The sequence below is a fragment of the Advenella kashmirensis WT001 genome (assembly GCF_000219915.2).
Lineage (GTDB): Bacteria > Pseudomonadota > Gammaproteobacteria > Burkholderiales > Burkholderiaceae_B > Advenella > Advenella kashmirensis.
Genome location: NC_017964.1, coordinates 792,972 through 818,776, shown reverse-complemented (window position 1 = coordinate 818,776; position 25,805 = coordinate 792,972). Strand labels below are relative to the sequence as shown.

At 57.7% G+C, this 25,805-nt stretch carries 21 protein-coding genes and 4 pseudogenes; 11 read left to right on the top strand and 14 right to left on the bottom strand.

The features are described 5' to 3' along the window. Position 1: 1 nt before the first annotated feature. Positions 2-937 (bottom strand): methyltransferase domain-containing protein, encoded by a 936-nt coding sequence (locus TKWG_RS03850; RefSeq protein WP_041708988.1) that lies wholly within the window; start codon positions 935-937, stop codon positions 2-4. A 168-nt stretch (positions 938-1,105) separates the two neighbouring features. Between TKWG_RS03850 and TKWG_RS03845 the strand changes: the two genes are divergently transcribed. From TKWG_RS03845 to hutG, 6 genes are all read left to right on the top strand, one after another. Next, positions 1,106-1,828: a ComF family protein gene (locus TKWG_RS03845; RefSeq protein WP_014749558.1), complete on the top strand. Its 723-nt coding sequence runs from the start codon at positions 1,106-1,108 to the stop codon at positions 1,826-1,828. Between the two features lie 283 nt (positions 1,829-2,111). Continuing rightward, entirely contained in the window at positions 2,112-2,867 is a 756-nt protein-coding gene (locus TKWG_RS03840; protein ID WP_014749557.1) for an IclR family transcriptional regulator, read from the top strand. A 19-nt stretch (positions 2,868-2,886) separates the two neighbouring features. Next, on the top strand, positions 2,887-3,621 hold the full coding sequence (locus TKWG_RS03835; RefSeq protein ID WP_014749556.1) for a transporter substrate-binding domain-containing protein: 735 nt from the start codon (positions 2,887-2,889) through the stop codon (positions 3,619-3,621). Beyond that, the gene (locus TKWG_RS03830) at positions 3,618-4,286 is read left to right on the top strand and encodes an amino acid ABC transporter permease (RefSeq protein ID WP_014749555.1); all 669 of its coding nucleotides are present in this window, start codon (positions 3,618-3,620) and stop codon (positions 4,284-4,286) included. The genes TKWG_RS03835 and TKWG_RS03830 overlap by 4 nt, the downstream gene beginning before the upstream one ends. Then, positions 4,283-5,038, top strand: coding sequence for an amino acid ABC transporter ATP-binding protein (locus TKWG_RS03825; protein WP_041708984.1), 756 nt, complete (start codon positions 4,283-4,285; stop codon positions 5,036-5,038). The genes TKWG_RS03830 and TKWG_RS03825 overlap by 4 nt, the downstream gene beginning before the upstream one ends. Further along, positions 5,035-6,003, top strand: coding sequence for a formimidoylglutamase (gene hutG / locus TKWG_RS03820; protein WP_014749553.1), 969 nt, complete (start codon positions 5,035-5,037; stop codon positions 6,001-6,003). Before TKWG_RS03825 ends, hutG begins: the two co-directional genes overlap by 4 nt. 164 nt (positions 6,004-6,167) lie before the next feature. On the opposite strand, the gene TKWG_RS03815 is transcribed toward hutG, so the two are convergent. The 7 genes and pseudogenes from TKWG_RS03815 to rsmB form a co-directional block, all read right to left on the bottom strand. Then, positions 6,168-6,632, bottom strand: coding sequence for a tRNA (cytidine(34)-2'-O)-methyltransferase (locus tag TKWG_RS03815; RefSeq protein ID WP_014749552.1), 465 nt, complete (start codon positions 6,630-6,632; stop codon positions 6,168-6,170). 44 nt (positions 6,633-6,676) lie between these two features. Further along, a pseudogene (locus TKWG_RS03810) lies at positions 6,677-8,144 on the bottom strand (TrkH family potassium uptake protein). 9 nt (positions 8,145-8,153) lie between these two features. Beyond that, on the bottom strand, positions 8,154-9,530 hold the full coding sequence (trkA, locus tag TKWG_RS03805) for a Trk system potassium transporter TrkA (RefSeq protein WP_014749551.1): 1,377 nt from the start codon (positions 9,528-9,530) through the stop codon (positions 8,154-8,156). Continuing rightward, positions 9,527-10,243 carry a response regulator gene (locus TKWG_RS03800; protein WP_014749550.1) on the bottom strand — a complete coding sequence of 239 codons (717 nt, stop codon included), beginning with the start codon at positions 10,241-10,243 and terminating at the stop codon, positions 9,527-9,529. Before TKWG_RS03800 ends, trkA begins: the two co-directional genes overlap by 4 nt. A 78-nt stretch (positions 10,244-10,321) precedes the next feature. Beyond that, positions 10,322-12,600 (bottom strand): annotated as a pseudogene (locus TKWG_RS03795) (ATP-binding protein). Further along, positions 12,600-13,229: a DUF4390 domain-containing protein gene (locus TKWG_RS03790; RefSeq protein ID WP_171815116.1), complete on the bottom strand. Its 630-nt coding sequence runs from the start codon at positions 13,227-13,229 to the stop codon at positions 12,600-12,602. The pseudogene TKWG_RS03795 and the gene TKWG_RS03790 overlap by 1 nt, the downstream one beginning before the upstream one ends. A 121-nt stretch (positions 13,230-13,350) precedes the next feature. After that, positions 13,351-14,694, bottom strand: a complete 1,344-nt coding sequence (rsmB, locus tag TKWG_RS03785; protein ID WP_050981700.1) for a 16S rRNA (cytosine(967)-C(5))-methyltransferase RsmB — start codon at positions 14,692-14,694, stop codon at positions 13,351-13,353. Positions 14,695-15,263: 569 nt separating this feature from the next. Between rsmB and rimO the strand changes: the two genes are divergently transcribed. Next, positions 15,264-16,592, top strand: a complete 1,329-nt coding sequence (gene rimO / locus TKWG_RS03780) for a 30S ribosomal protein S12 methylthiotransferase RimO (protein ID WP_014749547.1) — start codon at positions 15,264-15,266, stop codon at positions 16,590-16,592. A 22-nt stretch (positions 16,593-16,614) separates the two neighbouring features. Next, on the top strand, positions 16,615-17,244 hold the full coding sequence (locus TKWG_RS03775; RefSeq protein WP_041709832.1) for an HAD-IA family hydrolase: 630 nt from the start codon (positions 16,615-16,617) through the stop codon (positions 17,242-17,244). A gap of 127 nt (positions 17,245-17,371) precedes the next feature. Here the strand turns inward: TKWG_RS03775 and fmt are convergent. Then, positions 17,372-18,330, bottom strand: a pseudogene (gene fmt / locus TKWG_RS03770) (methionyl-tRNA formyltransferase). 105 nt (positions 18,331-18,435) lie between these two features. Here fmt and TKWG_RS03765 point away from each other — a divergent pair. Then, entirely contained in the window at positions 18,436-19,413 is a 978-nt protein-coding gene (locus TKWG_RS03765; RefSeq protein WP_014749545.1) for a cation diffusion facilitator family transporter, read from the top strand. Between the two features lie 111 nt (positions 19,414-19,524). On the opposite strand, the gene TKWG_RS03760 is transcribed toward TKWG_RS03765, so the two are convergent. The 4 genes from TKWG_RS03760 to dprA are packed head-to-tail and all read right to left on the bottom strand — an operon-like array spanning position 19,525 to position 22,821. Next, the gene (locus TKWG_RS03760) at positions 19,525-20,004 is read right to left on the bottom strand and encodes a membrane protein (protein ID WP_014749544.1); all 480 of its coding nucleotides are present in this window, start codon (positions 20,002-20,004) and stop codon (positions 19,525-19,527) included. Positions 20,005-20,012: 8 nt separating this feature from the next. Continuing rightward, positions 20,013-20,924, bottom strand: coding sequence for a hydroxymethylglutaryl-CoA lyase (locus TKWG_RS03755; RefSeq protein ID WP_014749543.1), 912 nt, complete (start codon positions 20,922-20,924; stop codon positions 20,013-20,015). 12 nt (positions 20,925-20,936) lie between these two features. Beyond that, positions 20,937-21,515: an NADPH-dependent FMN reductase gene (locus tag TKWG_RS03750; protein WP_014749542.1), complete on the bottom strand. Its 579-nt coding sequence runs from the start codon at positions 21,513-21,515 to the stop codon at positions 20,937-20,939. Positions 21,516-21,552: 37 nt separating this feature from the next. Further along, positions 21,553-22,821 carry a DNA-processing protein DprA gene (gene dprA / locus TKWG_RS03745; protein ID WP_041709829.1) on the bottom strand — a complete coding sequence of 423 codons (1,269 nt, stop codon included), beginning with the start codon at positions 22,819-22,821 and terminating at the stop codon, positions 21,553-21,555. A 174-nt stretch (positions 22,822-22,995) separates the two neighbouring features. Between dprA and def the strand changes: the two genes are divergently transcribed. Both def and TKWG_RS03730 read left to right on the top strand, forming a co-directional pair. Further along, entirely contained in the window at positions 22,996-23,508 is a 513-nt protein-coding gene (def, locus tag TKWG_RS03740) for a peptide deformylase (protein ID WP_014749540.1), read from the top strand. A gap of 263 nt (positions 23,509-23,771) precedes the next feature. Then, entirely contained in the window at positions 23,772-24,485 is a 714-nt protein-coding gene (locus tag TKWG_RS03730) for a lipoyl protein ligase domain-containing protein (RefSeq protein ID WP_014749538.1), read from the top strand. A 21-nt stretch (positions 24,486-24,506) separates the two neighbouring features. On the opposite strand, the pseudogene TKWG_RS03725 reads toward TKWG_RS03730, so the two are convergent. Further along, positions 24,507-25,804: pseudogene (locus tag TKWG_RS03725) on the bottom strand (phenylacetate--CoA ligase family protein). Between the last annotated feature and the right edge of the window lies 1 nt (position 25,805).

Genomic DNA, 25,805 nt, shown 5'->3' with positions numbered 1-25,805 from the left:
GCTACCGCGCACGCACACTCTTAACGTACCGCCCGCTTGATGGCGCTGACCGGCACCAGGTTTCGCCGGCCGCATTTTGCCTGACCGGCCTGCACCAGGCGTGCCCATACGCCACCTCTAATGACAAACGCAATAAACCATCTTCTCCGCGACCCGCTTCCAGGGCCTCGCGCAGGCGCCGGTACCACGCCCGCCCCTTGAGCCCGTCGCCGCGCGCTTCGCTGGGATTACCACCCAGTCCGCGTACATCCTTGAGCAAGGCATCCACTGTGCGATAAGTCAGTGTGATCACTTCCTGATCCATGACCGGATCCATAAAACCATTTTCCAGCAGGATATCGCCGAAATCATGCATATCGACAAATTGCATGGTCTGAGTATGGATACCCGCCGCCGCGACTGCATTACGCACTTCGCGCAAAGTACCAGGGCCAAGACAGGAAAACATGGCCAGACCGCTATTGCTCAGGACCCGGCGCCACTCACGAATGACGTCATGCGGTTGCTGATGCCAATGCAGCGCCAGATTGGACCACACCATATCGACCGACTCAGCAGCCATGGGCATGGCTGCCATATCAGCAAGCTCGAAGGAAAAACCTTGCCGCCCCTTGAGTTTTTGCATGATGGATTTGAGGCCTTTGGGCACGTACTGGTTCCGGCAATGCTCAATAAAGGACGTGCAGTGGTCCACACCGATAATGGATGCCTGCGGATAGCGCGCCGCCAGCAGGTAAAGCGAATTGCCGGGCCCGCAACCGGCATCAACAACCCGCTCGGGCGCCACTTTGATATAGCCCAGGCGGTCTATCATGCGCGTAGCGATTTCATCATAGAAAAAGCGCGCGTCTTCCAGCGTGCCACGGCGGGCAAACTGCTGACGAACATGTGTCATGTTGATGGGTAGCCGGGAAGCCGAATGGATTAGCTGGGACATTGGTATCACAAACCCGATTGATGCCAGAACTGCATTCTGGCAGATTATGCAATCTGCCATTGTAATGAAGGTGACCTGCCATGACTGCAGTCAGGCCGTTTTCCCTACGATTTTCCCGCCTGCGCGCACGCCTGCCTGCAATCACTGGGGCCGCTTGCGCACTGTGTAATGGCCCAGCCCCAATTGGTCGCCTCTGCTCCGGGTGCACTCGCGACGTGCAGCATTCCATGCGGCATCATCCGTGGCGCTGCCCCCGCTGCGCACTGGCTCTGCCAGCGCCGGGCCCAGTGCCCGGACTGCGCCGACCAGACGCCATTGCTGGAAAAAACCATCGCCGCCTTTGACTATGTTTGCCCCGCGGACAGCCTGATCCTGCGCTATAAAAACGCCCGTCAGTTTCAGCTGGCCGCCGCTTTTGCTGCGCTGGCTGTTGAGGCCATACAACGGGCAGACCCGCGCGGCGGCTGCCCACCGTGGCCGGCCTTAACGCCGCTGATTCCAATTCCCGGCAGCCACCGCTCGTTGCGAAGACGTGGCTTTAATCCGGCGGGCGAGTTCGCCTGCAGACTTGGCCGGCTACTGAACATGCCGGTGCTGCATTCACTGCTCTTTAGGGAGCCCGACCATCTGAAGCAAAGCACGCTGAACCGCCGACAGCGGCGCGCCAACACCGCACATCTATATTATTGCGCTCGCAATATCCAGTTGCAGTACGCGGTGCTGGTGGACGATGTGCTGACCACGGGCAGCACACTCAATACCGCCGCCAGCGCGCTCATCGCAGCTGGCGCAGAACGGGTCTTTGCCGTAGTCATCGCCAGAACACCCTGCGTCGCCCGCGACGAGTCCGAAGGTGTCGGTTTGCCGGATACCCTGTCGAACCCGGACTGATCAGAGCACGAGTGCCGGCGCGGCGTAGCGGCACGGTGCACGCATCCGTCGCCCCCCTGGTGGAGCCTGATCAGTTGCCGAAAAGCCAGCCGATACCTCGACAAGGTCGGGCAACGCGGCTGGCCTTCTATCGGATGCTCCCTTATACCGTACCGAGCGCCGCCGCTACCTTGTCTGTTGAATTGGGGTTTTCCATTATTTTCTCAATTATCAGGAATACATTATTTAATTATTGAGAAATTGACGTTATTCTGCGTTTCTCTTCTTTTTTCTCAGCAGGCACATGCTTTCTCAATCGGACAAAGGCGGCGCCGATCGCGCGCTTTATATTCTGTCGGTTTTCGCCAAAATCGAACGACCCGTCACCGTGGCTGAGTTGATCACGTTAACCGGTTTGCCACAGAGCACGCTTTACCGGCAACTGACGCTACTGAAAAAGTGGGGGTTTGTTTTCGAATCACAGGGGCAATATATGCCCGGCCCGGGTTGTCTGCCTCTGGCATGGGGATTCAGCCAATCGTCTTTTCTTTTGCAACATGCACGCAGGGATATGCTGACCCTGTCTACCCAGACCGGTGAATCGGTCGGCATACTGGTTGCGCTGGACGCAATGGCGGTGTGCCTGGATATGGTCGAAAGCACAAATTCCCTGCGCTGTTCGTTCGTCAAGGGGCGCTCGCTGCCCTTGATCCGCGGAGCGTCCGCCAAATCCCTGCTGGCGTTTCTGCCTGCAGCCAAACAGCAGGTGATTGTGCAGGAAGCCGTACAGCAGAATTTGCTGACTGGCACGCAGGCGGCGCAATTGGCGGCAGATTTGCGCCAGATTCAGCAGCAAGGTTTTGCAGTATCCGAAGGCGAAGTAGACGATGGAGTCTGGGGTGTCAGTGCGCCGCTTTTTCAGCACAAACGGATCGCACTTGGATCCATTACGCTGATGGCACCCACTGCCCGGGCTCTGCCAAGAAGTCAGCAACTGATTGATGCAACCGTGAAGGCTGCAGCCAATATTTCAACCACGCTTAAAGCGCTCCTGGTTTAACTCACGTGAAGGAATTTTCATGAAAACATTTTTTCTTACCGGTCTGCTGGCTCTTGGCCTGGCAGCCCCCGCCCTCTCTGTCGCTGCCGACGCGCCGTTGCGCGTGGTCACAGACGCCACCTTTCCACCCATGGAGTTTTTTCAGGACGGCAAGCCTACCGGTTTTGATATCGAGCTGATTCATGCGCTGGGCAAGGAAATGAACCGCCCGATAGAATTGACCAACATTGACTTCAAGGGCCTGATTCCTGCCATTGTGTCCGGTCGCGCCGATGCGGCCATTTCGGGCATCTACATTACGCCCGAACGTAAAAATGTGGTGGACTTTACCGATTCGTACTACGCGGGTGGCCTCGTCGTCCTGACCAAGAAAGACAACAACATCAAAAACATCAAAGATCTGGATGGCAAGAAAGTCTCGGTTCAGGTCGGAACCAAATCGGTCAACTATCTGACCGAGCATTTCCCCGACATCAAGCGCGTGGAAGTGGAAAAGAATGAGGAAATGTTCAACCTGGTCAAGATCGGTCGTGCTGATGCGGCAGTGACAGGCAGACCGGCGGCCAAACTCTACGCCCAGCACAATCCGGACTTCATCGTTCTGGACGAACAGATTACTACCGAAGAATACGGCATTGCCGTGAGCAAATCACAATCGCAAGTGCGTGATGCGCTGAACGCAGCGCTAAAGAAAATCCGTGACAACGGCACCTATCAGAAGATCGTAGACAAGTGGTTTGAGGCCAAATCATGAATCTGGATTTCTCTCCTGTCCTGGCCGGCTGGGAACCGCTGCTGCGCGGAACCCTGGTGACCATCGAGGTCACTGCCGGCGCATTGCTGCTTTCGTGCATCGTCGGTCTGCTCATCGGTATCGGGCGTCTGAATCCCGAGCGCAAATTTATCTATATGCTGTGCAGCACATACCTGACGATTTTCCGCGGCACACCCCTGCTGGTGCAGCTGTTTATCTGGTTCTTCGGACTGCCGCAATTTGGCATTCTGTTGCCGGCCTACCTGTGCGGCGTACTGGGGCTGGGCATGTATTCGGCCTCGTATGTTTCCGAAGTAGTGCGCGGTTCCATTCAATCGGTGGACAAGGGACAGGGCGAAGCGGCCCGGTCACTGGGCATGTCCGCGCGTCAGGCCATGCGCAAAATCATTCTGCCCCAGGCGCTGGTACGCATGATCCCGCCCCTGGGCAACGAGTTTATCGCGCTGATCAAAAACTCCGCCCTGGTGTCTTTGCTGACGATTCACGATGTGATGCATGAAGGCCAGAAAATTATCAGCGTGTCATATCGTTCGCTTGAAACGTATCTGGTCATTGCCCTCATTTATCTGGTGCTGACCGCCACCGCCATGTTCATATTGCGCAAAGTAGAAAACTCACTCAAAGCCGGAGGAATGGTTCAATGACGCCATCCATGATTCATCTTGATCGCGTTGAAAAATTCTACGGCGATCATCAAGTGCTCAAGGGCGTCAGCCTGGACATTGCCCGATCCTCTGTCGTGGTCCTGATTGGCCCCAGCGGCTCCGGGAAAAGCACTCTGTTGCGCTGCTGCAATGGCCTGGAGACAGCGCAAAAAGGCAATATCACAATCAACGGACAAGCGTTGCTGAAGGACGGCAAACTGATTGCCGAAAAAGACCTGAATGCATTGCGCATGAACGTTGGCATGGTGTTCCAGTCGTTTAATCTGTTTCCCCATCTATCTGTTTTGGACAATGTCACGATTGCGCCCAGGACACTGAAAAACACCACCGATGCCGATGCAAAAAAACTCGCATTGTCATTACTGGAAAAAGTGGGCTTAAAGGAAAAAGCCCACGCAATGCCGGCCAGCCTGTCTGGCGGCCAGAAGCAGCGCGTGGCGATCGCCCGGGCGCTGGCCATGGAACCGGAGGTCATGCTGTTTGACGAACCCACTTCGGCGCTGGATCCCGAACTGGTGGGCGAAGTGCTGCAGGTCATGAAAATGCTGGCCAGCGAGGGCATGACCATGCTGGTCGTTACCCACGAGATGGGTTTTGCCCGCGATGTAGCCGACAAGGTGGTGGTCATGGATCACGGCGTGATCCTTGAAGAAGATATCCCCTCTGTCATATTTACACAGCCGGCGCATGAACGCACTCGTTCATTTTTGCAGGCAGTCCTGAACGCTTGAATTTCACTTATCATAATGACAAAAGCAATATTTTCCTGGGTCGCAGAGTTGACTCGTCCGAACGAGGCGACACCTGCCGGCTTCACCAGATTGCCCAGCCATTGGGCGATCCCCTTCCTGACTCCCTGAACGGGCAAGCCGTTGTTCTGGGGTTTTGCTGCGACGAAGGCGTCAATCGCAACCATGGGCGCATGGGCGCACGCCAGGCGCCGGATCATGTGCGTCGGGCGCTTGCGGGCCTGCCTGCCCATAAACTGCAACGTCTTTACGATGCAGGCGATATTGGCTGCGACGATAATAATCTGGAACTGGCGCAAAGCCGGCTGGCAAACAGGATCGGCACGCTGTTGAACACATCCTCACGCCTGGCCGTCATCGGCGGAGGCCATGAAATTGCCTATGGCAGTTACCTGGGGCTGGATCAGCATTTGCAGGCAACGGCGCAGCCAGGGACCGTGCTGGTGCTTAATCTGGATGCGCATTTTGATTTACGCACCAGCCGGCCCGGCAGCTCGGGCACCCCGTTCGATCAGGTATTGGAACATGCAACGCAACACGGCCGGTCTGTTCGTTATTGCTGCCTGGGCGTCTCGCTTCTGTCCAATACGCCGGCTCTGTTCGAGCGGGCCCGCGAGCTGGGTGTGACCTATCTGGAAGACACCCAGATGCAGGAAAGCCAGTTGCCCCAGATACGGCAATTTGTGGCGGCGCAATTGCAAGAGGTATCTCATCTTTATCTGACCATTGATATGGACGTGCTGCCCGCCTGGCAGGCGCCCGGCGTATCGGCGCCAGCCGCTTACGGCGTGAGTCTGTCGGTCATCGAAGCGATTCTGGGCATGGCCCAGGAATCGGGCAAACTGCGACTGCTGGATATCGCAGAGGTCAACCCTGAGTATGACCATGACGGGCTTACCGCAAAAACCGCTGCACGGCTGATCTGGCGTTATCTGCAACCTGCATGAGGCCAAGTGCTAAAGCGCTGTGGGCCGCAACGGGCCTGCCGCGCCTTAACGCCCCGCGTCGCCGGTGCGGTCCCGACACGGTGAATTTGCAAAATAATCTATCGGGATTCGCTTGAATGCCGGCGATCTTGCATTCTCCGGCTGGCATTCACACGGCAGCAGCGCTAGCTGCCCGACGCAAACCCCAGTTGTCGCCATGCTTCATAACTGACAATAGCCACGGCATTGGACAGATTCAGGCTCCGATTATTGGGCAACATCGGGATTCTCAGGCGCTCACTGTCGGCAAAGGTGGCCATGACCTCGGGAGCCAGCCCCGTGGTTTCTGCGCCAAAAAGCAGCACATCCCCATCCTGGTACACCACATCGGTATAGGCGCGCGTGCCTTTGGTAGTAATGGCAAAAATCCGCTGGCCAGATATGCTGGCCACAAACGCGGCGTAGTCGGGGTGAATCGTTACCTTGGCCAGATCGTGATAGTCCAGCCCGGCGCGGCGCATTTTTGCATCATCAATGCGAAATCCCATGGGCTCAATCAAATGCAGCCAGCAACCGTTATTGGCAATCAGGCGAATAATATTGCCGGTATTGGGCGCAATTTTAGGTTCGAACAGGGCAATATGAAGCATGGGTAACGTCAGCTGAGGGTAAGTGTGTGGGCCAAACAGGCGCCCTATTTCTTCCAGAATCCAGGAGTAAAGAGCACCAGGACGGTAAAAAACTCCAGCCGGCCGATCAGCATGGCAAAGGTGCACACCCAGATCTGAAAATCGCTCAGTCCGGAGTAATTGCTCATGGGACCAACGGTACCCAGCCCGGGCCGATATTGGACAGGCTGGCAAACACCGCCGATGACGCTGTGGTGAAGTCCAGGCCGGACATCACCATCACGCCGGTGAGCACCAGATTCATGATAACAAACACCAGCACGAACGCCATGATGGATGAAATAATCGCTGGCGGCACGATCCGTCGGTGCAACTTCACAGGACAAACGGCATGCGGATGCAACACCTTGCGCAGCTCGGCGCTAATTTGCTTGAGAATCACAATGACCCGAATCAGCTTAATCCCGCCGCCGGTGGAGCCAGCGGAAGAAGAAAAGCTGCCCAACATCAGCATCATCACGGGCAACAACACCGGCCAATGCAGATAGTCGGTATTGGCAAAACCAGTGGTTGTGGCCAGCGATATAGTGTTGAACATCCCAAAACGCAGCGCTTGAACGATGCTTGGATATACGCCGTCAAAATACAGCCAGGCACTGACGGCCAACCCGCCAAGCAACATAATGCCGACAAATACTTTTGTTTGCGGGCAGGTAATGTAATAGCGCAGATTACGATATCTCAAGACGTTGTAATGCGTGGCAAAGCTGATTCCGGCCAGGATCATGAAGACACAGGCTACCGCATCGACCATGGGCGAGTCATAGTGCAGGAAGCCCTCATCGTAAATCGAGAAACCGCCCAATGCCATGGTGGATGCAGCATGACACCAGGCATCAAACCACGACAGGCCTGCCAAACGATAGCTGATGACGCACAGCGTTGATAACGAAATATAAATGGCATACAGTGCTTGGCGGTCCCGGCGATGCGAGGCGTGAGCTTCTCTTCCTTCATGGGACCGGGAATTTCGCCACGCATGATCTGATAACCACCCACGCCCAGTAGCGGCATGATCGCCACGGCCATCACCAGAATACCCATCCCACCGACCCAAATGAGGGTAACACGCCAGATATTGACTGATGGCGGCAGCGCCGAGATATTGTTCAACACCGACGCACCGGTGGTGGTAATGCCCGACATGGCTTCATAATAGGCATGGGTAAAGCTGAGTGAAAATCCTTCTATACTGGCATCGATCACAAATGGCAGCGAGGCGATCAGGGGAAACACCAGCCAGACCAGTGAGACCAGCAGCAGCCCGTTGCGGGCGTTGATTTCATCCTTGGAACTGCTGGTGAGCTTCCAAAGCACGGCCGAAATTCCCAGGGAAATACCCAGGCTGATCAGAAAGGCATTGTGCGCGCCGTCTTCAAAATACAGAGAGACGGCCAGCGGAAACAGCAGGATGGTGGAAAAGCCGATCATGGTCAGGCTAAGCGCATGCAGGACATTCAGAATATTGCGCATGTAGGCTGCCTAGAAGAAAAACACGGAAACCTGGAAGAGTTTTTCGACCCGCCGCATATCGTGCCGATTGCCGGCAAAAACCACCACATGATCGCCCGGCTGAATAACGGTTGCCGGTTCGGGCAGAATGACTTCGTCTGCGCGCAAAATAGCCGCCACGATGGCGGTTCTTGGCAGTTTTAGTTCAGCAATGGACTTGCCCACCACCTGGGAACTCTTGTTATCGCCATTGACTTCAAACTCAATGGCTTCGGCATTGCCCCAGCGCAGCCGATGTCCGGCCACCACAGCGCCCTGGCGCACATCGCGCAGCAAGGCGCCAATGGTCGCCTGGGAAGGCGAGACGGCAATATCGATCAGGCTGCCTTCCATCAATTCGCCATAAGCCTTGCGATTGATCAGGGCCACCACCTTGCGTGCGCCCAGCCGCTTGGCCAGCAGGGACGACATGATATTGTCTTCATCATCATTGGTAACGGCCAGGAAGGTGTCCATCTCTTCGATATTTTCGTTATCGAGCAGGGCCTCATCAGTCGCATCGCCGTGCAGGACCAGCACTTTGCTGGGCAGCAGGGTTGCCAGGGTTTCACAACGCTCCCGGTTGCTTTCCAGGAGGCGCACGTTATAGCTGCCTTCGGACAGCTTGCGGGCCAGCCGGTAACCGATATTCCCGCCGCCGGCGATCATGACTGTACGCACCTTGCGCGAAGCGTACTGCAGCTTGGCTACCGCGTCCTTGCCTTCCTGGGTATCGACAGCGACCACCAGCTCGTCACCTTGTTGAATTGCAGACTGATGATCCAGCGCAACCGAGGCGCCGTTGCGGAAAATTTCCAGCACGCGGGCATTGATGTTCGGTAAATTATGACCGGTCTGATTGACACGTACATTGATCAGCGGGCTGACCCGGCCGATACGGATGATCAGCAGGCTTAAGCGGCCTGCGCCGAATTCCACCACTTGCAGCGCTTCCGGAAATTCGATCAGGCTGTGCAGATAGGTGGTAACACTGTTTTCAGGACTGATCACGGAGTCAACGCCGAAGCTCTCCTTGATCAGTTCCGGATTGCTGGAAAAATCGTAGCTGCGGACACGGGAAATGCGACGCGGGATATTGAAGACATCCTTGGCAATCCGACAGGCAACCAGATTGACCGGATCGGTCGCCGCACAGGCGACCAGCAAGTCGGTATCGTCGGCCCCGGCTGCGCGCAGCACTTCGGGCATGGAAGCATCGCCCTGTACGCCGCGAAGGTCAATGCGGTCCTGCAGGTAGCGCAGGCGCTCGCCATCGGTATCGACAATCGTGATATCGTTTTGTTCGGAGACAAGATTCTCGGCGACGCTCGCACCAACACGCCCCGCGCCAAGGATCAGGATCTTCATGAATTGCGTTTGCGTGAGGAATCAATACCCAGTTGACGCAGCTTGCGATACAGGTGCGTGCGTTCCAGGCCGGTTTTTTCCGATACCCGAGTCATGCTGTGATTTTCGCGACCCAGGTGATATTCAAAATAGACGCGCTCAAACTCGTCCCGGGCATCACGCAGTGGCTGGTCAAGCGAAATGCTGCCCAATTGAGATCCTTGTACAGGCGTCTCCGGCTCAGCCGCAATCGGCGAACCCTGGACTGTTGCAGCTGCAGGCGCCGCCGCGGTGCCTGGCCTGACAGCAGGCGCTGCGGCCGGCGCGCGATTGGCGCCGTTGGTTGCCGATGCCAGGACCTGTTTGGCGTGCGGCCGCATCAGGCCGGCCTGCACGGTCTTGAGCAGTTTTTGCAGCGTGATGGGTTTTTCAAGAAAATCCATGGCGCCAATGCGGGTGGCTTCCACCGCAGTGTCTACCGTTGCGTGTCCGCTCATCATGATAACTGGCATATCCAGCAAACCCTGCGAGCCCCATTCCTTGAGCAGGCTGACACCATCGGTATCGGGCATCCAGATATCAAGAAGCACCAGATCGGGCCGGTAGCGCAGGCGAGCAGCACGTGCCTGCGAAGCATTCTCTGCAAGCTCTACAGTGTGACCTTCGTCGTATAAAATTTCCGACAGAAGTTCGCGTATACCAATTTCATCGTCAACCACCAGAATTCTGGCCATATCTTGTCACCTATTACTTTCTGACTGCATTTTGGTACTGATCAAAGTTCCGGGTTCAATTATAACCACGGGAATGCGCTAATTGCCTGTTTTCGGAGCAAGCCGCGTGAGTAATATTGAGACACGGGCTCCCCCGTCCTTACGATTGGCAATATCAATTCGGCCACCATGCTCCTCAATTATTTTACGCACGATGGGCAGTCCGAGCCCCGTGCCATGCGCCTTGGTGGTGACGTAGGGTTCAAAGGCTGTCTGCAATACCTTGGCAGAAAATCCACCGCCTCTGTCCTCAAGTGTAATACGAATTGCCTGTCCGTCCGTGCTCTGGTCCTTCTCGGGGCGCGTAAGGGTCGTACGAATGGTGATCCCGGGTTCGTCGCCTTCGAGTACCAGATCGGCCATGGCGTCCCGCGAATTGGACAGCAGGTTGTTCAGCACCTGGCGCAACTGGGTCGGGTCAGCTTCAGCCAGGGGCAGGTCTGGCGCAAGATCCAGGCGAATATGACGGTACAAGGGCTCGTCATGATGCCCGTTGCCTTCAGGGTCCCAGCCATACAATATGGCCAGATCGGCTATCAACGCATTGATATCCACACGCTGCATTTGCGCCGGCGGCGTTCGTGCATACTCGCGAAAGTCATCCACCATTTTTTTCAGCGACGATACCTGATTGATAATGGTATTGGTCGAGCGCGCCAGGATTCCGGCATTGCGTTCGTCCAGATGCCCTTCCAGCTTCATGGCCAGGCGTTCGGCCGACAGCTGAATCGGTGTCAGCGGATTTTTGATTTCATGCGCCAGTCGTCGCGCCACTTCGCCCCAGGCGCGGGCCCGGTTGGCCGAAATCACTTCTGAAATATCGTCGAACACCACGACATAGCCTGTAGGACGCCCGTCAATGCGCAGCCTGGTGCCGCGCATCAACAGGGTAACATCGTCGGTTTCATCGCTTTCGCTACTGGTCGACAGGGTGATCTGCTCCTGCCAGTAATGACGTTCGGACCCCACGGCGGCATGATCGGCAAATGCCTTGCGGATCTGCCGGGTAAATTCAATCAGCGAATCGATCACTTCCAGAGGCCGACCCGGCACGGAGCGCAAATCCACGTCCAGAATTGATTGGGCGCCTTTATTGACTGTAGTCACATTGAAGCGCTCATCAAATACGATCACCCCCGAGGACAAGCCGGCCATCACGCTTTCCAGGTACGCATTGGAGCGCTCCAGCTGGATGCGATTGCTTTCAACCTGGCGGCGCGCTTCATCAAGCTGGCGCGTCATGGCGTTGAATGAACGGGTCAGCAGGCCAATTTCGTCCATGGCCGTAGGTTCGGGCAACGGCCGGTAATCACCAACCGCCACAGCCTGGGTTCCGGAAGCCAGCGTCAGCAGCGGCTTGACCAGGCGCCGCGCAATGGCCAGCGCCACGGCAATGGAAGTAAACAGCGTAACCAGCAGCGCCAGCGTCAGGGTAATGCCATACAGTTTCTGGATGCCCTGGCGCGACAAGGCCAGTTCCTGATAATCGCGGAATCCCTTTTGCACCTCATTCAGATTGCTGCCGATATTTTCCGGCACCAGCCGGGTCAGCTGCAACAGATACGGTTCGGGCGAAGCGCCCAGGGGCGCGTCCAGCTTGAAGGAATTGGAAAACACCGGCACGATGACGCGAATGCGCAACTGCGGGTTTTCGAAATCAGTACCTTCGACGGCTTCGGTACGGGCATAGGAGCGCGACAGGCGCAACTGGTTCAGCACCGACACAGGCGGCATCTGCGGCAGCAGGCTGCCAAAGGAAGAGCTGGAGAATCCGACCACCCTGCTGCCGGAAACGGTAAATACCAGGCATCGCCCACCGTGGTGTTTTCACGCAAGCGGGTCAGCGCCACCGACAGTTCCTGATCGGGAACGGTGGACAGATCGTCGGCCATTAGCCTGGCGCGCGACAGCAAATCGCCCACCTGGCTGTCCAGCGACGCCTGCCCCAGGGTCAGACCCGATTGCAGGGCGCTGTCGACCCTGACGTTGAACCACGACTCGACCGATCGCGACATAAACTGCACGGAAAGCAGATAAATGACGACGCCTGGAATGATTGCCATCACGGCAAACGCCAGCGCAAATCGAAAAGTCAGTCGGGCGCCGAATTGTCTGGACCGCAATTGCCGGATCAGCCGAATGGTCAGCATCGACACCCAAAGGAACAACGCCAGCGCCAGCACTCCGTTGAGCAGCAGCAGCAGATCGTACTGCTGCGCCAGCCTTGACGAGTTGCCTGTAGAGCGCACCAGCAGGCCCATCAGAACCAGGGCCGCGAGCACGGCGGCAATAAATACCAGTCGCACCACCCACTTGATCAGGGCGTGGGCACGGTTGCCGAAAATTGAAATGCGAAATTTTTCCATGGTGTCGATAAGGCCCAGGCGCGTCCGCCCAGAGCGTCCATCCGAAAGGGCCGCGGTAAAAGAGAGGTATCCAGTTTCATGCGAAACTGCGCTTCATAATGCTGGTCGGGATCCAGATCAGGGAATGGTCCCACCGGCCAGTTATAGATTCGTGTAATGGTTTGCAGGGCATCGTCCAGAGACATTTCCGGCACCGAGTAGTCGCCCGAAGTGACGCGCCATTGACGCACCAGCGCATTGTAGGCCACGCGCCAGGTCTGCGACTGATCATACACTTGCCGGTCAAACCACCACCAGCGTGGCTGCACCAGCCGAAACTCGACCGTGAAGTAAAGCGGCACGCCATGCTGGGCGGCCACTTGCAACTCATGCGACAGCGGCAGGTCAACGTCGGCATTCAGAACATAGCCATCAGCCTGCCGCAGAATTTCAACGCTGTTGATGGTCGCCACAGCAGCAGTGCCAGTACCTGCGGCGCCGGCATCTGCGGCGGTGGTCTGCGCATGCAAGGCGGTGCCTCCATTGACGGCCAGGCCCAGCAGCACGATCAGCGCAAACCTGAGAATAAATGCGATTGACATGAAAACGGGCTGGTTTTTCATCCGGAATGGGTCATGGGGGTTGGCAGCACCGGCGCTTGCAGTGCTCCTATGATACCCTAACCCAACCGGCACCGGCAGCTTAACTGCCCACGTCGCGCCTTCAGCCCTGCTTGCGCAGCAACGAATAGAAAAAGCCATCATGTTCCTGTCCCTGCCCTGGCAAAAGCTGGCCGGGTGACGGCAGCGCAACGGCACCTTCCAGCGTCTGCTGCATCCATTGATCCTGCTCAATGCCTTCCTGCGGAAAGACCGAACACGTCACGTACAGCAATGTCCCGCCAGGCTTGAGCGTCTGCCACAGGGCCGACACAATGCGTCGTTGCAATGCGACGGTGTCGACAATATCCTGCTCCTGGCGCAACCATCTGATATCAGGATGCCGACGTACAATGCCGGATGCAGTACAAGGCACATCAGCAAGAATGGCATCAAAAGGCTGACCGTCCCACCACGATTTCAAATCAATCGCATTGCCGGCACGCAGCACCACGCCTGCGTCATTCAATTGGAGCCGCTGCAGGTTCGCGGCGACCCGCTCCAGACGGCCCTCGTCGATATCCAGCGCCGTCAGCTGCAATCGGGCCTGCATCAACAAGCCCGCCGTTTTGCCGCCCGGCGCCGCGCAGGCGTCCAGCACCCGCATGCCATCGGTGACCGGCAATAGCTGGGCGGCCAGCTGTGCACCCGCATCCTGCACCAGCCACCAGCCTTCTTCGAACCCCGGAATTTTCGCCACCGGCAGCGGCTGATCCAGAATCACGCCATGATCGCCGATAGCCGTGGCAGCAATATCCTGCTCCTGCAGCGCTGCAAGAAGGGCTTCCCGGCTGGTTTTGCGTGTGTTGACGCGAAGGGTGAGCGGTCCCGGCTGAAAACTGCTGGCCAGGATGGTTTCCCATTGCGCCGGGTATGCCTGGCGAACCCGGCCTATCCACCATTTCGGAAAGCCCCAGCGCACATTGCTGCGGAGGTATGCCTGCTCCAGCAGCGCTTCGCGCTCTCGCTCGAAGCGTCGCAGACAGGCATTGATCAGCCCTTTGAAGCCGGCGGTTTTCCGATCCAGGCCGGCGGCAGTGACTGCCTGACTAACCAGGGTGTGGGTCTCATAGACCGGCACCCGCGGGTTATCGCGTACTTCCCTCTCGTCCACTGACAACAGGCTCAAAGCCGTAATCAAAAGACTGTCAGCCAGCGAATTGGGCAGACCGCGATCCAGCAACAGGTCTGCCAGCGCGTGCCCGCGCGCCAGCTGGCGCATGACATAAAATGACAGAGACTGCACTGCCGCGCGCCGGTTCGCCGGCTCGGCATTGAGGATATCGGTCAGGGAACGGCCTTCGCCGACTCCCTCAACTGCGTATGCCGTTGCCAGCAAAAGCTCGCTTAAGGGCGGTGTAACCGACGCCGCTTGCGGCGACAAAGTGGGTTGAGCGGGACGGGTCATTGACTGAAATCCCCAAGCATAAATAATTGACTGTGCATATACACCGTTAGTGAGCGAAAATGGTAAAATTGCCTGATTATTCATTGCGATAGCAAATAACCGGCGGCGGGTAGCAGGCTGGCAGACCAAAAACAAGCCTTGGCAGTTCGCGATGTCCTGTCAGAAATACGGTCTCTTTTGCAAGCCTCTTTTGTAAGCGTTACCGGCCAGCAACCGGTTCCCTATGCGCGCATCAGCCCTGCCCTGCAACTTGGTACTGTACTTACCGTATTTATACTGTAAGTTAAGAATACGGGGTTACAGGCAATACCGCCAGCGGCCTTGCTACTGCGCCTGGGGCAAATGGCACAAGCGCCCGTCAACCTGGCAGGCTGCCGGATAAATCTGGCACAAACGCATTGACAGGCGTGATGCCGTTATCGAAACTGGGCTGGCAACAGGGCCCGTTTCGATCTGCCGCAAGAATAAACCGGACGCCTCAGGGTAAGGTATTTTACTGCCCATACCCCATCCGGGCGCATTGCTTCCCATTGTTTCGTATTTATTTCTCTATATATTAAAGGTTTTCTATGTCCGCTCCCCGCGTTGGCTTTGTCAGTCTGGGCTGCCCGAAGGCACTCGTTGACTCTGAACGCATCCTGACCCAGTTGCGTACTGAAGGTTATGATATTTCTCCCTCCTATGAAGGCGCCGACGTGGTCGTGGTCAACACCTGTGGCTTCATCGACAGCGCCAAGGCCGAATCGCTTGACGCGATCGGCGAGGCCATCTCCGCCAACGGCAAGGTAATCGTGACAGGCTGCATGGGTGTAGAGGAACAGGTCATTCGCCAGGTTCATCCTCGCGTGCTGTCCGTGACCGGCCCGCAGCAATACGAAGAAGTGGTCCGTGCCGTCCATGAAGCGGCCCCCCCTTCGATCGAGCATGATCCCTATGTAGACCTGGTGCCGCCACAAGGCATTAAGCTGACGCCCAGGCATTATGCTTATTTGAAAATTTCCGAAGGCTGCAACCATCGCTGCAGCTTCTGTATTATCCCGTCCATGCGCGGCGACCTGGTCAGCCGCCCGGTGGGCGATGTGCTGCAAGAAGCGCAACGCCTGGCCAATGCAGGGGTCAAGGAACTGCTGGTCATTTCTCAGGATACCAGCGCCTACGGGGTAGATATCAAATACCGTAGCGGATTCTGGAACGGACGCCCCGTACGCACACGCATGACCGAACTGTGCGAGGCACTGTCCGAACTGGGTATTTGGGTACGTTTGCATTACGTTTATCCATACCCCAGCGTTGATGAAGTGATCCCGCTGATGGCCCAAGGCAAAATCCTGCCGTATCTTGATATCCCGTTTCAGCACGCCAGCCCCAGGGTTCTCAAGGCTATGAAACGCCCAGCCTTTGAAGACCGCACGTTGGCGCGCATTCACAAATGGCGCGAAACCTGTCCGGACCTGACCATCCGCTCCACCTTTATAGTGGGGTTCCCAGGCGAAACCGAGGAAGACTTCCAATATCTGCTGAACTGGATGACAGAGGCACAGCTGGATCGCGTTGGCTGTTTCCAGTATTCGCCGGTAGAGGGCGCACCCGCCAATGCATTGGGCGATCATGTGCCCGATGACGTCAAGCAGGACCGCTGGGAGCGCTTCATGGCTCATCAGCAGGGTATTTCTACTGCCCGGCTGGCACGCAAGGTGGGACGCGAAATTGACGTTCTGATCGACGAGATCGATGAAGACGGCGATGCCGTAGGCCGCTCTCACGCAGATGCGCCGGAGATCGACGGTTGTGTGTTTATCAGCAGCGCTGAAAAACTGCAGCCCGGCCAGATTGTGCGCTGTACCGTGACCGACAGCAATGAATACGATCTGTGGGCAGATCATAAACCACTATCATGATTGTGATTGACTGATGAAGCCTCTGCCTTACCAGTTGCTGGCCTTTGACTTTGATGGCACGCTGGCCGATACTCTGCCGTGGTTTGATACGGTACTGGCCAGCGTGGCGCAAAAATACGGGTTTCGCAACCCGGCCGAAGACGAGAAGGAACAGCTGCGCCAGCGCGATGTACGCCATATCCTGAGCACACTGGATATCCCCTTCTGGAAAGCGCCCGCCATTCTGATGGAATTTCGCCAGCGCATGCAGGAAGCGTCGCCGGATGTGCATCTGTTTGAAGGCATTGAGCAGGTCCTGGCTGCGCTCAGGCACGCCGGCTACCAGATCGCTGTCCTGAGCTCGAACAGTGAAGTCAATGTGCGCCGCACGTTGGGCCGGGCAACCGAATTCATCGACCAGTATCGCTGCGGCAGCGACCTGTTTGGCAAAGCATCCAGGCTCAAGACCCTGTACCGCCAGACCGGCTGCACGCCCGAAACCTGCTTGCTGATCGGCGATGAAATCCGCGACATCGACGCCGCGCGCGAATCGGGCTGTCATGCCGCCAGCGTGGCCTGGGGCTATAACCATCCCGATGTGCTGTCTGCAAAAGGACCGCAATTTCTGTTTTCCACCCCGGATGATATCCGGGCCCAGTTGCTGCCCGGCTGACGGACCGACTCAAAACGGATCATCGTGGTCCCACAACGAGCTCAAAGCGAACCCTCAGCGGCCCCACAACACGGCGCATGCTCCAAGCGTGCATCGCTTGCCGGCCAAACCGCTCAAGGTCCGGGGGTCAGCCCTGTGGCGGCTTCCACCCTGTGACAAAAACCGCTACAGGTTGACGCTTGCCGCCCGCTTTCTGCAATTGCAATAGCCGCAATGTGCCATTACCCGTAGCCAGATCAATGCCCTCGGGGGTAACCGCCAGCACCTGCCCAGGCGTTGCCGAAGCAGCGCCCCCCGCAGCACCTTCGATCGCGCAGGCATCCCACACCTTGACCGGGCTGTCCAGTCCCGGCAGCATTACGCTTGCCCCGGTGCCGGGTTAAAGGCGCGGACTCGGCGCGCCAGGGTCACGGCATCCTCCGACAAATCCAGCGCGGCTTCGCGCTTATCCAGTTTGGCGGCATACGTGACGCCGTCCTGTGGCTGCGGGCTTGAGTGCAGCACACCTTCTTTATCCAATGCCTGCAGCACTGCGACAATTTGCCGTGCGCCCATAACGGCCAGTTCATCGTGCAGTTGTGCGGCATTCTGGCCCACAATGGACAGGGTCTCGCTGGCGATGACATTGCCTGTGTCCAGGCCAGCATCCATTTGCATGATGGCAATGCCGGTCTGACTGTCACCGGCTTCGATCGCCCGTTGAATGGGCGCCGCACCGCGCCAGCGCGGCAACAGGCTGGCATGGATATTCAGGCAACCATAGCGGGGCAGATCCAGCACCCACTGCGGCAGGATCAGACCGTAGGCAGCCACCACCATGACATCGGGTTGCAGTGCTTGCAGCGTCTGGCGGGCACTGGCGGCTTCGTCGGGATACTTGCCATCCAGGCGCAGACTGACAGGCTGGATCACAGGGATGTTATGTGCGACCGCCTGCTGCTTGACCGGGCTGGGCGTCAGCTTCATTCCCCGACCCGCAGGACGATCGGGCTGCGTCATAACCAGGGGAACCGAAAACCCTGCCTGAACAATGGCTGCCAGCGCCTGGCGCGCAAATTCGGGCGTTCCCGCAAAAACAACATTCAGCATAATCGTGATACTTGGAAAGTGATGGACAATTGAGTAGCATACCTCAAAGACACTTTTATTTTCAGCCCTAATGGACATGACCCATCGACATGACCCATCGACATGACCCATCAACATGATCATTCTGCGGTACCTGCGCGCCGACTTGCCTCCTATCAGGCATCAGAGCTTGTCGCAGAAAGCGAGCGCTCGCAGGTAGCCCGGCGCAGCACCTGGATCAGCGTCGTCGTCAATATCACCCTTGTGATATTCCAGATCATTGTGGGCGTGTTTGCCCACTCTCAGGCATTGATTGCAGATGCCATTCATTCACTGTCCGACATTCTTTCCGATTTCGTGGTGCTGTTTGCCAATCGCCATGCCGCCAGGGCGGCTGATGCCAGCCACCCTTTTGGACATCGCCGATTTGAGACGATCGCATCGCTGGCCATTGGCTTGATCATGCTCGGAGTGGGACTGGCTATGGTTTGGAGCGCGGGGCTGCGCCTGACCGATCCGTCAACGATTGCCACCGTACATCTGAGCGCGCTGTTTGTCGCCATCAGTGTGCTCATTGCCAAGGAACTGTTGTTTCGTTATATGTTGAATCAAGCGCAGCGCGTGCGCTCGGCTCTGCTGGTGGCCAATGCCTGGCATGCACGCTCGGACGCGGCTTCATCACTGGTTGTCGCTATCGGTATTCTGGCAAACATCGCCGGGTTTCCCATGGCCGATCCGCTTGCCGCGCTGCTGGTGGGCGCCATGATTGCACGCATGGGCGGCAAATTCTCCCTTGCCGCCCTGAGCGATCTTGCCGATCATGCCGTTGGTGAAGAAATAGAACAGCAGATTCGCCAGGCCTTGCATGACACTCCTGGTCTGCAGGGATTTCATGATCTGAAGACGCGCAAGAGCGGCGACATGATTCTGGTCGAAGTCCACCTTGAATTTCCTTCGGACATGACCATCCTGGCGGCGCATGAAATCTCCGAGCTGGCCTGCGCGCGTATTATGCAGATCGATGATATTTTGCAGGTGACGACGCATTTTGATCCGGTGACCGTCGCCTCCGCGGATACGGATCGCCAAGTCAATAAATAAGAGACACTGAGCGCCGCACACCGGCGCGTAGTGCGATGGCGTTGACCCAGGCAGTGCAGCGGCCAGACTGGCGCACTGCCCGCAAGCATTGTCTACCGGCCCTGTTGTGCGTTACACCTTACGATTTTTGAACGCCAGCGAAATTTTTGCAAACGCCACCTGCAGATCCTGTGTGCCTCCCTGGAACACGACAGGTTTGCCTTTTTTTGTGAAGACCACCAGCCGCTTGGACGCGAGCATCGGCACAAACTTGGCGAAGGTCACGTCCTGCCAGGCCACTTCACGGCGGGTCAGCCAGCTTTGCCGCAAACCCTGTGAATCGATGGTGGTGACAGAAGTCTGCATATAGCGCGTCGTGACGGCAAGCGCCAGGAAAACCACCAGCAGGATCAGGCCCGTCATGGAAAACAGCACCTGCACCCCGGCCTTGTTGAATGCCACAAGGGACTGCAAGACGATAAGCCCCAGAATAACCCAGGCGACTGTTTTCACCCAGGCGGGCCATGCCTGCCCGCGAATGGGCAAGGGCTCAATGGAAGCGAGCAGCTGGTCGCGTTCAGATTCGGAAAGCGGCAGGAAATTGATGACCATAAGTGCGCTTACGCCGCCTGCCGTTTGGTAATAATGGCCTTGCCGGCACGACTGGAATTGGCGCGCTGCAGGTAATCAGAGATCCACTGGCCGGTGCTGATGACCTGATCCAGGTCAATGCCAGTTTCAATGTCCATGCCATGCAGCATATACAGCACATCTTCGGTGGCGACGTTGCCAGTCGCGCCCTTGGCATAGGGACAGCCGCCCAGACCTGCTGCAGACGAATGCACAATGGCAATCCCCGCTTCGAGCGCGGCCAGGATATTGGCCAGCGCCATCCCATAGGTATCGTGAAAATGCGCAGACAACATGGCAGGATCGGCCACCGCTGATACGGCGTTCATCACCGCCGTCACCTTGCGCGGCGTGCCCACCCCAATCGTGTCTGCAATATCAATTTCATTACAACCCAGTGCCAGCATGCGCTTGACCACATCGGCCACCGCAGCCGGCGCGATCTCGCCCTCGTACGGACAGCCCAGCGCGCAGCTGATGCTCGCACGCACGCGCAGGCCGGCCTCTTTGGCCGCATTAGCCACCGGCTCGAAACGCGCAATGGATTCGGCAATGGAGCAATTGATATTGCGCTGAGAAAAAGATTCACTGGCTGCGCCAAAAATCACTACCTCGTCGGCGCCGGCGGCAAGCGCCCCTTCGAACCCTTTCAGATTCGGCGTAAGAACGGAGTAAATGGTGCCGGGTCGGCGCTCGATGGCAGCCATGACCTCTGCGCCATCGGCCATTTGCGGCACCCACTTGGGCGACACGAACGAGGCCGCTTCCACATTCTGAAAACCGGCAGCCGACAGGCGATTGATCAGCTCCACTTTAATGTCGGTTGGAACAAATTGCTTTTCATTCTGCAGGCCATCGCGAGGCCCCACTTCCACCACTTTTACGCGTTGCGCAATTGCCATGACTATCTCCGATCAGGCTTGATTCTGTTTTTGATGATGCAGCTCGAGCATGCGAGCCAGTTCTTTGAGGTGATTGCCGATGAAGGTGAGCGTGGTTTCGTCGGTAATGTTGCCGCCTTCGCCGTCGGTCTTGTTTTGTACTGTGCCGACCATGATCTCGGGCCGATTGACCAGATGTATATTCATCGCAACCAGGATCTGGCGCAGGTGATACTGCATTCTGGCCCCGCCAATGGCACCGCCCGAAGCCGAAATGATTGAGCCCACCTTGTTGTCGAACGGCAATGGACGCAGGCGTGATACCCAGTCGATCGCGTTTTTGAGCACACCGGGCACCGAATAGTTATATTCGGGCGTCACAAAGATCAGGCCATCGGCCGCCACAATGGCGTCGGCAAACGCCTGGACTTCCTTGGGAAAGCCGGCATCCTGCACATCCTGGTTATAGTGAGGCAGCGTGCCAATGGAAGGAGCGTACACCAGTTCCAGATTATCCGGTGCCAGGTCAGCCAGCTGCCGGGCGATCGCGGCGTTATAGGATTTTTCACGAAGACTGCCGATGATAATCAGAACTTTGAACTTGGTGCTCATTAAATGCTCCTTTGGGCTTGGACAAGAATAGCGTAGATTATTGTAAGTGATTCACCCGCTGCAAATAGCGTCCGTCGGGCAGCCGCAAGATTTTACCGGCCATTTCCAGTTCGGTCAGCAAGCCCGCCAGCGCACCCACTGTCGTGTCAAGCCTGACCAGCAGCAAATCCATGGAAACCGGGTCAAACCCCATCTTCTCCAGTAGCTCCTGCTGCGCTGCATTGCTGGCGCCTGTGGCCACGGCCGGCGTGCTGCGCGCACCACGCGATGGCGCCTCCCGGTGCGCTACAGACATGACAGGCGTGACGGATGTGTCCGGCCTCGGGGGGTTGCCCGCTAGCTTTGATTCCGATTGCCGCTGCCGCCCCGTCTCACGGCCCAGGCTGGCGCCCGCCTTGGGTGCCGAACCGCTGCGCGCAAGCTCTTCCAGAATGTCTTCGGCCGTTTCCACCAATTTGGCGCCCTGCCGGATCAGCGCATGGCAGCCACGTGACAGTGGGGAATGAATAGAACCCGGGATGGCAAATACCTCGCGTCCGTTTTCCCCGGCCAGACGCGCGGTAATCAGCGAGCCGCTGCGTTGCGCGGCTTCAACCACCAGTACGCCAAGCGAGAGCCCGGCGACAATCCGGTTGCGCCGGGGAAACTGGTGCACCACCGCCGCGGTATCCAGCGGCAACTCGCTGACCAGCGCCCCCTGCTCCCGGATCCGCATGGCCAGCCCCTTGTTGGCTGCGGGATAGACGCGATTGATACCCGTTCCCATGACAGCAATGGTGGCTGGTGTCGCCCCGCTGGCCAATGCCCCCTCGTGAGCGGCCGCGTCAATGCCCTGCGCCAGGCCGCTGGCGATGGTCCAGCCGGCATCGGCCAGATGTCGTGCGAAAGCGAAGGCATTGTCCGTACCGCCGACCGTCGCCGAACGCGCGCCCACCATGGCAAGTACGGGCCAGGACAGCGCCTGCGGGTCGCCGTCCACATAAAGCAGGGACGGCGGATCGGCCGTATCCAGCAACCGGGCAGGATACAGTTCATCGGCCAGCGTCACGATGTGATGGCCGGGGCGGGCCAGCCAGTCGAAAGTGCGTTCAATCAGGGTATGGGTGACAGGATCGACCGGTGCGGCCAGTTGCAGGGCCTGTTTCTGGGGCACCACCTTCATCAGCGCCGCAACCGAGGCGCCGAAAATATCCTGGGGCAGCCCGAAAGCAACCAGCAGATGGCGGGCAGTGACCGGGCCTATCCCGGGTTCCAGCGTGAGACGAATCCACGCGTACTGCTCTTCATCTGACATTGCCATATCCATCCGCTTGAATTTGTAAGAAAACACCCTATTATAGGAATATAGCCGCAAGAGAATGATGATTTTTCTGCGGCATTCCCAGGAATCCGATTCATCATGCAATTTGACCCGCTGCGCCAGAGGCGCCCGACGGGCTGAGAACCCCAAGCAGCATCGATTTCAATTATAATATTGGCCATGGCACTCTTACCTATTCTTCAATTTCCCGATCCCCGGCTGCATACGGTAGCAAAACCGGTAGCCCAGGTGGATGACCGCATTCGCCAGCTTGTCCGCGACATGGCTGAAACCATGTATGCTGCGCCCGGCGTTGGGCTGGCTGCGACCCAGGTCAACGTGCATGAGCGCGTGGTGGTCATTGATGTCTCCGAAGAAGGCGACGACCTGCTGACGCTCATCAACCCTGAAATTATCTGGAAAAGCGACGATAAACAGGTGTATGAAGAAGGCTGCCTGTCGGTGCCCGGTGTTTACGACAAGGTGGAGCGCTCAGCCAGCATTCGCGTGCGTGCGCTCAACGAGCAGGGTGAAACCTATGAATTTGACGCAGAGGGCCTGTTGGCCGTATGCGTGCAGCACGAATTGGATCACCTGCTGGGCAAAGTATTTGTTGAATATCTGTCGCCCTTAAAGCAAAATCGCATCAAGACCAAGCTGAAAAAGCAAGCCAAGGAACAGGCCGAGGCCTGATTGAGCAGGAACGGCCGGATGCACACCAGCAAAGGCCGCCGCAGCCCCCAATCGCAGGCCTGCCTGGACCTGCCTGAATCACATACGCGCCAATCGCCCTCGCCTAGTGGCAATCACCCGGCGCGAATCACCAAATTTAATCGCCCCAATTTTTCCATTTCCCCGGCAAACCGTCGCCACCGGCCGGTGTTTGCCCATGGCCCGTTGGCCCATCCCGCCCTTAGCATGGGCCAACCTCCCCCGCGACAGGACTGACAGCTAACATGAATATGCCCTTTTTTGTCCTGCCGCCCGGTGCCATTTTTGAAGTCGGGCAAAGTCGTCGCAACAGCGAAATGCAGTTGCTGGACCGGGTCGATCAGCAGGGACAGCGCCTTGCGGTCATTCACCAGGCCAGCCCGGGGATCAGCGTACCGCGCAGTTATCAACGTAACCCGCTGTTTGACGCGGCTGGCAGACAGTTGGCCGCAGCGGGCCTGCCCGTCGATGTGCGCCTCTCAGGCGGCGGTGTGGTGCCCCAGGCGGCCGGCGTGATCAATTTACATCTGGCCTACCCGGTCCAGGCCAATTATCCGTTGCAACAGGTCGAAGCGCATTATCTTGGCTTATGTGAGCTCGTTGCCCGCACGCTGGCTGCATACGGCATTCATGCCGCGCCCCAGCCGGTGCAAGGCTCGTTCTGTGACGGCCGGTTCAATCTGGCTGTTGGCGGTAAAAAAATCGCCGGTACGGCCCAATACTGGCGTCGCAATAAAACGGCAACCACCCCTACTTTTTCGCTGCTGTCGCACGCAGTGATTCTGGTCAATGCCAACAGCACCGAGCTGACCGACATGGCGAACCGTTTTGAAGCGGCGCTGCACAGCCCGGTACGCTATCTGCCCGAAAAAACCACCTCGGTGATAGAGTTACTGGGCAGTCCTGCAAGCGACTTTGAACAGACCCTGTTGCAGGGGCTGCAGAACCCGCCCTTCTGAAAACCGCAGCCACTTGCTTTTTTATTCGTAAGAGCGGCTATCTTCAATGACCTTGCCGTCATTGGCCAGCTCGCCAACCCCGACAAAGACGATGGCGGCGCGCAGCTTGGTTTCCTCCCGGACCACATTGCCCAGTTTTTCCTGCAGGCCCGCGGCGGGCGTGCCGTCCACTTCCACAAACAGGGTCATGTCATCGCGCCCGGTTTCACCGGAAACAACCAGCCTGGCCTTGTTGACCTGGTCAAAGCGGGCCACGACCCTGGCCACTTGCTCTGGGTGCACAAACATGCCCCGCACCTTGGTCGTCTGGTCGGCACGCCCCATCCAGCCGCGAATCCGCTTGTTGGTACGACCGCAGGCAGAATGCCTGGCATGATTGCCGACAGGTCTCCGGTGCCAAAGCGCAGTAGCGGATAATCGGGATTGAGGGTGGTCACCACAATCTCCCCTACCTCGCCCTCGGGCACAGGCTCATTGGTGCCGGGTCGTACAATTTCCAGCACAATATCCTCGCCAATGATCAGCCCGTCCCGCGCTTCGGACTCATAGGCGATCAGGCCCAAATCGGCGGTGCCATAGGCCTGGTAGCCATGGATCCCGCGTGCTGCGAACCAGGTCTGCAACGATGGCGGAAAGGCCTCACCGGAAAACAGTGCGCGCTTTAACGATGGCAATGCGACCTGCATTTCGTCGGCCTTCTCCAGAATCAGTTTTAGAAAACTGGGTGTGCCTGCATAGCCCTCGGGCTGCAAATCGTGGATGGTTGCGACCTGCATCTCAGTCTGACCCACCCCGCCCGGAAAGACCGTGCAGCCGATAGCCAGCCCGGCGGTTTCAAACATGGAACCGGCAGGGGTGAAATGATACGAGAAGCAGTTGTACAACAGCGTGTTGGCACGAAAGCCTGCCGCATAGAGTGCGCGGCCAAAACGCCAGTAATCGGCCCGTTTGCTCTCGGGTTCATAAATGGGACCCGGCGAGGCAAAAACGCGCGCCGCATCGCCCCAGCCAATTGTTGAAAAGCCGCCAAAGACGCGCTGCACGACAGTGCCGGCCCCAGCGCCTGCCTGGACGTGGTTTTCACCGACCTGCGTGCGTTGTGCATGCTGCCGCTTGAGTAGCTCGGATTTACGTAATACTGGAATAGCGGCCAGCGCCTGGCGACTGGTGATGCGATCCACCTGCACGTCCTGCAACTGCGTGGCAATTGCAGGTGCACGCTCGCGTGCTGCAGCCAGCGCTGCAGGCAAGGCAGCAAACAGCTCGGCCTCACGCTGCGCCTGATCACGCACTTCCAGAGCATCGAAATACTCAGTCATT

Excerpts from the sequence above, each read along its gene's own strand:
- TKWG_RS03765 (WP_014749545.1), top strand. The coding sequence starts at position 18,436 with ATGACCCATCAACATGATCATTCTGCGGTACCTGCGCGCCGACTTGCC.
- TKWG_RS03730 (WP_014749538.1), top strand. The coding sequence starts at position 23,772 with ATGAATATGCCCTTTTTTGTCCTGCCGCCCGGTGCCATTTTTGAAGTC.
- TKWG_RS03750 (WP_014749542.1), bottom strand. The coding sequence starts at position 21,515 with ATGAGCACCAAGTTCAAAGTTCTGATTATCATCGGCAGTCTTCGTGAA.
- TKWG_RS03755 (WP_014749543.1), bottom strand. The coding sequence starts at position 20,924 with ATGGCAATTGCGCAACGCGTAAAAGTGGTGGAAGTGGGGCCTCGCGAT.
- dprA (WP_041709829.1), bottom strand. The coding sequence starts at position 22,821 with ATGGATATGGCAATGTCAGATGAAGAGCAGTACGCGTGGATTCGTCTC.
- TKWG_RS03790 (WP_171815116.1), bottom strand. The coding sequence starts at position 13,229 with ATGTCAATCGCATTTATTCTCAGGTTTGCGCTGATCGTGCTGCTGGGC.
- TKWG_RS03800 (WP_014749550.1), bottom strand. The coding sequence starts at position 10,243 with ATGGCCAGAATTCTGGTGGTTGACGATGAAATTGGTATACGCGAACTT.
- TKWG_RS03840 (WP_014749557.1), top strand. The coding sequence starts at position 2,112 with ATGCTTTCTCAATCGGACAAAGGCGGCGCCGATCGCGCGCTTTATATT.
- TKWG_RS03845 (WP_014749558.1), top strand. The coding sequence starts at position 1,106 with ATGGCCCAGCCCCAATTGGTCGCCTCTGCTCCGGGTGCACTCGCGACG.
- TKWG_RS03815 (WP_014749552.1), bottom strand. The coding sequence starts at position 6,632 with ATGCTTCATATTGCCCTGTTCGAACCTAAAATTGCGCCCAATACCGGC.
- TKWG_RS03825 (WP_041708984.1), top strand. The coding sequence starts at position 4,283 with ATGACGCCATCCATGATTCATCTTGATCGCGTTGAAAAATTCTACGGC.
- TKWG_RS03830 (WP_014749555.1), top strand. The coding sequence starts at position 3,618 with ATGAATCTGGATTTCTCTCCTGTCCTGGCCGGCTGGGAACCGCTGCTG.
- def (WP_014749540.1), top strand. The coding sequence starts at position 22,996 with ATGGCACTCTTACCTATTCTTCAATTTCCCGATCCCCGGCTGCATACG.
- TKWG_RS03760 (WP_014749544.1), bottom strand. The coding sequence starts at position 20,004 with ATGGTCATCAATTTCCTGCCGCTTTCCGAATCTGAACGCGACCAGCTG.
- rsmB (WP_050981700.1), bottom strand. The coding sequence starts at position 14,694 with ATGACCCGTCCCGCTCAACCCACTTTGTCGCCGCAAGCGGCGTCGGTT.
- TKWG_RS03850 (WP_041708988.1), bottom strand. The coding sequence starts at position 937 with ATGTCCCAGCTAATCCATTCGGCTTCCCGGCTACCCATCAACATGACA.
- TKWG_RS03835 (WP_014749556.1), top strand. The coding sequence starts at position 2,887 with ATGAAAACATTTTTTCTTACCGGTCTGCTGGCTCTTGGCCTGGCAGCC.
- rimO (WP_014749547.1), top strand. The coding sequence starts at position 15,264 with ATGTCCGCTCCCCGCGTTGGCTTTGTCAGTCTGGGCTGCCCGAAGGCA.
- trkA (WP_014749551.1), bottom strand. The coding sequence starts at position 9,530 with ATGAAGATCCTGATCCTTGGCGCGGGGCGTGTTGGTGCGAGCGTCGCC.